3 protein-coding genes are annotated in these 3,909 nt (G+C 27.5%); all 3 read right to left on the bottom strand.

The window, feature by feature from the left end; all coding sequences use genetic code 11:
- Positions 1–301 precede the first annotated feature (301 nt).
- The 3 genes from Q0Y03_RS15185 to fusA all read right to left on the bottom strand — a co-directional run bounded on the left by Q0Y03_RS15185 (position 302) and on the right by fusA (position 3,427).
- Complete coding sequence (locus Q0Y03_RS15185) at positions 302–808, bottom strand: nicotinamide-nucleotide amidohydrolase family protein (RefSeq protein ID WP_297714634.1); 507 nt, start codon at positions 806–808, stop codon at positions 302–304.
- 131 nt (positions 809–939) lie between these two features.
- Positions 940–1,176 carry a hypothetical protein gene (locus Q0Y03_RS15180; RefSeq protein WP_297714633.1) on the bottom strand — a complete coding sequence of 79 codons (237 nt, stop codon included), beginning with the start codon at positions 1,174–1,176 and terminating at the stop codon, positions 940–942.
- 163 nt (positions 1,177–1,339) lie between these two features.
- Positions 1,340–3,427, bottom strand: coding sequence for an elongation factor G (gene fusA, locus Q0Y03_RS15175; protein ID WP_297714632.1), 2,088 nt, complete (start codon positions 3,425–3,427; stop codon positions 1,340–1,342).
- Positions 3,428–3,909: the final 482 nt, after the last annotated feature.

Below are 3,909 nucleotides of genomic sequence, written 5' to 3'. Positions count from 1 at the left end.
TTTTATTTTTGCCTCCGATACCGAAGGTCTTTTTGTCATATCCAATTTTTAAATTTTAGTTGATATTACAACGTTATTTTTTAATTATTATTAAAAATTAGCCATAGGCTATTTTTTCATACGAAACTTTACACTATCTTAAATATTTTATTTACCTAATGTATATTAATTTTAATTAGTGACAATAATATAAATGAAGTTTTAAACTTCATAGTTAATCGCCTCTCCCCCATTTTATTTATATACAAAAATAATCCCTTTAATGTTATTAATATATTAATGGGATTATTTTTGTTTAAACTTATTTATAATTTTGATTTTCAAGCTCAACTTTAAGCATTTTTAAAGCATGGTTAGTTGCCGAAATTCTTATCTCTTCCCTATTTCCACTAAAATTACATTTTTCAATTATTGTTTTATTATTTACATGCACAGCTATATAAACTAATCCAACTGGTTTTTCATCTGTTCCACCACCTGGTCCTGCTATTCCTGTAGTCGCTATAGATGTATTTGAAAAGCTTACCTTTGCTATTCCTTCAGCCATTTCTCTAGCAGTTTCTTCACTTACTGCTCCATAAGCATCAAGGGTTTCCTTTCTAACACCAAGTCTCTTCATCTTAGCCTCATTAGAATAAGTTATTGCCCCCTCTAAAAAAGAAGCTGATATACCAGGATATGAAATTAATTTAGCTGCTACCATACCTCCAGTACATGACTCTGCTGTTGAAATAGTTAATTTATTATTACATAATATCTTACCTAAATTATATTCTATTGAATTTTCATTAATCCTATCACTATTCATTTAATTCACCTCATTTTAATCCATATACTATAATTATAAACTCATTATTCTCATATTTACATATATTTTCTCTTTAATTTTTTTAATGAATTAAAAAACAAAAATCTCTAAAGTAAAAAACTTAGAGATTTTTATTTATATTTATTAGCACTAATATAATAATCTCCTGAATTATTTATACCTTCTTCTAATATAGAAAAATTGCTTTCTTTTAACATGGAGGTAATTATATTTATATATTGTTTATTAGAATTATCTAAAGTTATAGTAAAATTATCATTTTTATCTACTATCCCCATATAATCATAAATATCACTATATTCACTAAGTTCTAAATTTCCTCTTATATCCATCTTATAGTCTGGCATTTTTACCCTCCTATTTATCATTTTTTACCCCCATAAATAAAAAAAACTTCTCCTAACTGCCATTATTTTATGTAAATATTTATTATTTTATTCCTAGTATATTTTTTTAGCCCATTAAGAACCATATTTTCATAGAATCTTAATAGGCATATTAAATATATCCTTATGCTTCTTCTTTTAAGCTTTTAACATCATCTAAAATCTTTCTAACTTCATTAGCTGGAACTTCATCATATCTTAAAAACTCACTAGTAAAACTTCCTCTAGCTTGCGTCATTGATCTTAAATCTGTAGCATAACTAAACATTTCTGCCATTGGAATCTCCACACTAATTTTTTGTAACTTTCCTTCTGGCTCCATTCCTATAACTCTTCCTCTTCTCTTATTTACATCCCCCATTACATCTCCCATATAGCTATCAGGAACTAAAATTTGAACATTCATTATAGGTTCAAGTAAAATTGGTTTAGCAGATTCTAATCCCTTTTTATATGCAATAGAAGCAGCAACTTTAAATGCCATCTCTGATGAATCAACTGGATGATAAGAGCCATCATATAACGTAGCTTTTAATCCTACAACAGGATATCCTGCTAATACACCATTAGATATACAATCTCTTAATCCTTTTTCAACAGCGGGAATAAAGTTTCTTGGAACAGCTCCTCCAACAACCTTATCTACAAACTGTAGATCTAGTTCTCCATCTTGCCTTGGCTCAAATTTTATTTTTACATCTCCATATTGTCCATGCCCACCAGATTGCTTTTTATGTTTTCCTTGAACATCAGAAATACCTTTTATTGTTTCTCTATATGGTACCTTAGGCTCTTGTAAAATAACATCTGCACCAAATTTACTCTTTATTCTACTAGCTATGACTTCTAAATGAGTTTCTCCTAATCCCCAAATTATAGTTTCTGCATTTTCAACATCTCTTTCTACCTTAAAGACAGGATCTTCTTCCATTAGCTTTGATAATGATAATGATATTTTTTCTTCATCACCTTTTGATTTTGGTAATATTGCCATAGGCATTACTGCCTTAGGTAAATTTATTTTATCATACATTACCTTAAAGTCTTCACTACATAATGTATCTCCAGTTGCTGTATATTGTAATTTAGAAACTGCACCAATATCACCTGCAACTATTTCTTTAGTTGGAATTTGATTTTTTCCTTTCATAAAGAATAAATGATTTAGTTTTTCTTGCTTTTCCTTATTTGGATTTAATACAGTTAACTCACCATTAACTTTTCCTGTTATAACTTTAAATAAAGATATTTTACCTACAAATGGGTCTGCAATAGTTTTAAATACTAACGCTGAAAATGGCTTGTTTTCATCTGTTTTTATGAAAACCTCTTCATTGTTATTTAGATTTACCGCCTTTTGAGGAAGTGAATGTTCTGGTGATGGAAAGCATTGTACTATACTGTTTATCATTGATTTTATTCCTATTACTTTTAATGCACTACCACATAATACTGGTGCTATTTCACCTTGTGCACATCCTTTTATTAATCCGGTATAAATATCTTCATCAGATAACTCACCATCATTTAAATACTTATCTAATAGCTCCTCATCTGTTTCAGCAACAGCTTCCATTATCATTTGCTTAAACTCTTCAATTTTATCAACTAATTCATCTGGTATATCTGTTGATTCTACTTTAGATGTTTTAGAATTATACTTTACTGCTGTTTTTGATATAACGTCCACTATACCACTAAAGTTACTTTCTTTTCCTATAGGGTACTGAATAGGAACTATATTCATTCCAAAGCTATTTTTCATTTCTTCTAATGTCTTATCAAAATCTGCATTTTCTCTATCCATTTTATTTATAAAGAATGCTCTTGGTAATTTTATTTTTTCACAATAATCCCAAGCTTTTTCTGTTCCTACTTGTACTCCTGACACAGCACACACTACAATTGTAGCTATATCAACAGCCCTCATGCCTTGAGACATCTCACCTTGAAAATCAAAATATCCTGGCATATCAACTATATTGATTTTAGTGTCATTTTCTTCAAATGATGCAATTGAAGTTGATAAAGATATTCCTCTTTTCTTTTCCTCCTGCTCATAGTCCATAACTGTATTACCTTCTTCAACTTTTCCTAATCTATCAGTATTATTTGTGTAAAATAATAAAGCTTCTGCTAAAGATGTTTTTCCTGTTGCTCCATGACCTATTAAACCTACATTTCTAAGTTTTTTATAATTATAGTCTTTCATAACATGATGATAATACTATATTAGTATTATCTTTCACCCACCTTTCTTTATATAGATTAATTAATTATCGTTTTATTGGTAACTATTATTAAAGTTATACTTAATTTTTATGAACTTAAGCTTACAAATAGTACATAATTCCCTTCATCCTATTATTCTTAAATTTATTAAAATCTACTTAAAGTATTTATCGTTAATTAAACTTAATATAAAAATAAGACTTATACTAAATTTTCAATCCTTAGTATAAGTCTATATAGCTTAAAATTATATTTTATTAATTAATTCCTTAGAATAAATATAAGGAACTATAAAAACAGATTTAATATTTTTATATTATGTTATGTGAATCAAGATTTAAATAATTTTAAAATTCTGAAAATAGATATTATTTATTATTTATAACTAAATATATAATTTAAAATTATAAACAAAAAGTATTACTAAATACTAACATAAAAGCTGAAAGTTTACCCCAAATG

It is taken from the genome of Clostridium sp. (genome assembly GCF_026168755.1).
GTDB lineage: Bacteria > Bacillota > Clostridia > Clostridiales > Clostridiaceae > Clostridium.
Note: the sequence above shows the minus strand (reverse complement) of the source record. Positions and strands in the feature narration are given on the sequence as shown.